This is a genomic window from Kitasatospora sp. NPDC059088 (genome assembly GCF_042738155.1).
In the GTDB taxonomy this organism is placed as follows: Bacteria; Actinomycetota; Actinomycetes; order Streptomycetales; family Streptomycetaceae; genus Kitasatospora.
In genome coordinates this window covers 3485-7950 of the sequence record NZ_JBHYGR010000233.1, presented here as the reverse complement: position 1 = coordinate 7950, position 4466 = coordinate 3485, and the positions used below count along the sequence as shown (strand labels likewise).

Annotated in this window: 4 protein-coding genes; all 4 read right to left on the bottom strand. The window is 77.9% G+C overall.

From position 1 onward, the window contains the following. Positions 1-506 (bottom strand): hypothetical protein (locus ACFWXO_RS44285; protein WP_380532672.1); only part of this gene is annotated, 506 nt, incomplete at its 3' end. A 25-nt stretch (positions 507-531) separates the two neighbouring features. Continuing rightward, positions 532-1962: a VWA-like domain-containing protein gene (locus ACFWXO_RS44280; RefSeq protein WP_380532670.1), complete on the bottom strand. Its 1431-nt coding sequence runs from the start codon at positions 1960-1962 to the stop codon at positions 532-534. Further along, complete coding sequence (locus tag ACFWXO_RS44275) at positions 1959-3218, bottom strand: AAA family ATPase (RefSeq protein WP_380532675.1); 1260 nt, start codon at positions 3216-3218, stop codon at positions 1959-1961. Before ACFWXO_RS44275 ends, ACFWXO_RS44280 begins: the two co-directional genes overlap by 4 nt. 115 nt (positions 3219-3333) lie before the next feature. Continuing rightward, positions 3334-4466, bottom strand: a 1133-nt coding sequence (locus ACFWXO_RS44270) for a hypothetical protein (RefSeq protein ID WP_380532667.1), incomplete at its 5' end; no start/stop codon positions are given.

Below are 4466 nucleotides of genomic sequence, written 5' to 3'. Positions count from 1 at the left end.
GGCGCCCCCCCCCCCGCGGGGGGCGGCGCCCACCCGCGCCCCCGCCGGGGGGGGGCCGGGCGCTGGCGCCGGGGCGGCCGCGCCCGGGGGGGGGGGGGGCGCCGCGCCCCGGGGCCGGTCGGGGCCGTCTCGGCGGTGCGCAGCTGGAGCCGGTCGGAGGCGGCGAGCAGCTGCTCCGCCTCCCACGGCTCGCCGAGGGTGACCGCCCGCAGCAGCGCCCACTCGTGCAGGCGCCGTACGGCGAAGCCGTCGGCCGCCGCGGCTCCGGCCAGCTCCCGGTGCCAGGCCGGGAACCCCGGGTCCGTCAGCAGTTCCGCCGCGCGGCGGTCCAGGTACTCGACCACCGCGCCGCTCGCCATCGCCCGGTCGGGGTCGGTGAGCACCTGCGCCACCAGCGCGGCCGCGTCCGGCGGTGCCACCTCGGCGAGTGCCCGGCGGTGGTGCGCGAGGCGCACGTGTTCGTCCGGGTGGTGCTGCGGGGGAGCGGCCCCCTCCTCGTCGTGCACGGGAACCTCCTGCCGTCGTGCCCCGTCAGCCGATGTCGACCACCCGGGCCCAGCTCGGCGGTGCGTCCGGCCGGTACTCGCCGTTGTTCTCGTCGTACCGGGCCGGGCGCCGGAACCGGCCCACCACCGTACGGCACGAGGGCGCGACCGCCGGCCAGGGCGTCTGCCCGTCCGTCAGCACCACGACGACGTCCGGCTGCGGCCTGGTCCGTAGTGCCGCCGCGAAGCCCGTCCGCAGGTCCGTCCCGCCGCCGCCGACCAGCGGGATGCCCGCCGCGCGGCAGAGCGCGCCGACGGACTGGGGGGCCGCGTCGCAGGACAGCACCGTGACCAGGTCGTGCCGGCCGCCGACCGCCCGGCCGATCGCCGCGACCTCCAGCAGCGCACCGCCCAGCTCCCGGTCCGAGACCGACCCCGAGGTGTCGATCACCACCGACACCCGGGGCGGGCGCCGCCGCAGGCTCGGCAGCACCACGCCCGGCAGCGAGACCGAGCGGCGGGCCGGACGGCCGTAGCTGTAGTCCCCGCCCGCGCCCGGCCCGGAGACCGCCGAGCGCAGCGCCGCGCCCAGCAGTTGGCGCCACGGCTGCGGCGGGTGGAACGCCTCCTCGGCCCAGCGCCGCCAGCCCGCCGGGGCATCCCCGGGGCGGCCCCGGATGCCCTCGGCGACCCGGAAGCGGACCGCGTCCTGTTCCTGGGCGGTCAGCCCGTGGGCGCCGTCCGGGCCCAGCTCCCGCGGGCGGTCCACGCCGTCGGCGCCGCTGCCGCAGTCCAGCCAGGCCAGGTTCAGCCGGCGCAGGTCGAAGCGGAAGCCGCGGACGTAGTCCTCCATCAGCCTCCCCTCCGGCAGGTCGAGGCGGCTCGGCGTCAGCGCGCCCGCGGGCGTGACCAGGCCGTCGCCGAAGGCGTCGTCGTTGATCTCGCAGTCTGCGGCGATGTTCATCCGCAGCCGGTCCGCGGGTCCGGTCAGCCCGAGGCTGCGGGCCAGGCGGTCGCTGCGCCCGTGGTGGTCGCGCAGCAGGTGCGAGACCTCGTGGACCCAGATCGAGGCGAGGTCCTCCACCGCGGTGCGTTCGACGAAGGCGGGGGAGGCGTAGCAGCGCCAGTGGCGGTCCACGCCCATGGTCGGCACCCGGCGGTCCTCCACCAGGTGGAGGGCGAACAGCGCGGTCGCCAGGTAGGGGCGGGCCCGGGCGGCCTGGAGCCGGGCGGCGTACAGCTTGTCGAGGTCCAGCGGGCGCGGGTCCGCCGACGCGGACACCGGGGTCCGCACCGGTAGGGACCCCGGGGCGGTCACCGGTACGGCCAGTGGGCGGGCGGTGAGCGGTCTGCCGTGCCTGCGGACGTCCAGCGGTGTGGCGGCGGGCCGGGCGCTCCAGCCGGTGTCCGGCGGGGTGGTGCCCTTCGGTGTGCTGCCCCCAGGTGCGCTCGCCCCGGGCGTGCGGCGGGTGCTCATCGGCCGGCCGTCACGTCGGCCCGGGCGGCCGTCCGGCCGGCCGCCCGGTCGGCCCGCCGGGACAGCGCCACCGTCGAGGCGAGGTGCTCGATCGCCGCCGGGACCTCCCAGTCCTCCCGGCGCAGCGAGGCCAGCGTGGTGGCCGGGACGACCAGGACGTCCGGCGCGCCGGTCGCCATCGCCCGTACCAGCAGCGCCCAGGCCGCGTCCCAGCGTGCCCGCTCCGGCCGGTTGCGCACCGCGGCCACCACCCCGTCCAGCACCACCTGGCGCAGGTCCCCGCGTTCGGGCAGCACGGCGGCTGCCGGGTCGGCGAGCAGAAGCTCCGGGTCCGGCAGGTCCATCCGGTCCATGCTGGCCATCAGTTCCAGCCCCGGCCCGTCCCCGACCGTGCCCCGGACCAGTAGCGACAGCACCTCCCGGGAGGAGCCGGCCGCGGTGGCGAAGGCGATCAGCCGCAGCGTCATGTCCCAGCTGCGCGGGGACGGCCAGGCGCCGCCGCGCCGGGTCTCGCTGGTGGGCAGCCGGTGCACCAACTCCGGCCTGACCGTGAGCAGTTCGCAGACCGCCCGGCGGGCGAACCCGACCGCCGCGGACAGTTCCGCCGGATCCAGCTCCGGCAGGGTGGCGACCGGCCACACCCCGCCGAGGCCGCGCACCACCACCTCGTGGTCGTGCACCCACTGGAGGTGGACGAACCGGTTCGCCAGCGGCGCGCTCAGCTCCCACCCGTCGGCCGCCGAGGAGCGTGGGTTCGCCGCCGCCACGATCCGTACGCCCGGCGGCAGTTGGAGCGAACCGATGCGCCGCTCCAGGACCAGCCGGAGCAGCGCCGCCTGGACGGCGGGCGGCGCGGTCGACAACTCGTCCAGGAACAGCAGCCCGTGCCCGGCCCGGACCAGGCGCACCGCCCAGTCCGGCGGGGCCAGCGGGATGCCCTGCTGCGCGGGGTCGTCGCCGACGACCGGCAGCCCGGAGAAGTCCGAGGGCTCGTGGACGCTGGCGATGACGGTGGTCAGCGGCAGGTCCAGGGCCTCGGCGAGCTGGTTGAGGGCGGCGGTCTTGCCGATGCCGGGCTCGCCCCAGAGCAGCACGGGCAGGTCCGCGGCCACCGCCAGGGTGAGCGCCTCCAGCTGGTCGTCCGGGCGGGGTTCGGTGCGGGTGTCGGCGAGCAGGTCGAGGAGTCGGCGGGCGACGTCGAGCCGGGCGGGGGCGGGCGTGGTCACGGGCGTGGTCACGGGCATGGTCATGGTCATGGGCATGGGTGATCACCTTGGGAGGTCGGAAGTCAGTGGGTCGTTCGGCATGCGCGGCATGCGCAGGGTGCACGGCATGCACGGGGTGCGCAGGTCACGTGCGGTCGAGCGGTGGTCAGCGAGTGGTGGTGGCGATCCGCGGCGGACGGGGGAACGGGTAACCGCCGCGCAGGTGGCTGGGCCTGCCGAACCGGTAGAGCGCGTAGGAGGTCCTGCCGGCCACGGCCTTGGCCCGCCCGTCGACGGTCAGGCCGGAGCGGTAGAGGCCGTAGGCGACCCGGCGTTCGGCGGTCGCCGCGAGCTCGTCCCGCAGGGGGCCGTCGCGCAGTGACGCCTGTCGGCCGAGCAGGTCCTCCACCACGGCGAGGGCCCCGGCGGTGTCGCCGTGGTTCAACCGCTCCCGTACGTCGTCCAGTTCGGCCGGATCGCGGTGCGCCTGGTCGATGGCGCGCAGGCAGGGCAGCGGGGTGCCGGACAGCGCGGCCAGCAGTTTCTCGCGGCGCAGCTGGTCCGGGTCGTGGTCGAGTGCGGTCAGCACCCCGTCGACCACGGCGATCCGGTGCCGGGCGCCGCGGCACTCCACCAGCCGTTGTCCGGCGGGTGGTCGGTCCTGCCGCCCCGGTCGGTGGCCGGGCGCCAGTGCGGCCGCGACCAGGGGGTGCAGCCGGCCGGCGTCGAGCTCCCCGCTGTGCAGCAGGTCGAGGTCGGGCGGTACCCAGGTCGCCGCGTCGGGCAGCAGGGGCAGGGCCCGGAGGTCCCCGACGGCCGCGCCGATGCGGCCGTCGGGGGCGAGCACCAGCCGTTCACCGCGCCCGAGCCGGACCGCGACGGGCCCGGGCGGGAGCCCCTCGGCCCGCAGCAGCAGCTCGGCCTCGGCGGCCCAGCGGTCGACCGCCCGGCGCAGCCCGTGCAGCCCGACTCCGGTGCCCGGTGGGCCGGTTGGCGGACACGACCCGGCCCTCGTCGCCAACTCCCCGCTGCGGCCCGCGTCCCACAGGTGCCGGTGCAGGTCGAGCCGGTAGCGGGGGTTGGGGCGCGGATGGGGGTGCGGGGCCGGGCCGGGATCCGAACCGTCCCAGAGCGCCAGGCTGATCCGCTGCCCGTACTCCGCCCAGGCGGGCGGTGTCCGGACGACGAGGTGCACCGGCCGTGGGGCGGGCGCGCGGACGCCCCCCACGGCGCACCCCCGCGCCCGCAGCACCAGGGTGGGCGGCGGCGCGGCGGTCGCCGCGACACAACTCCGCGCCC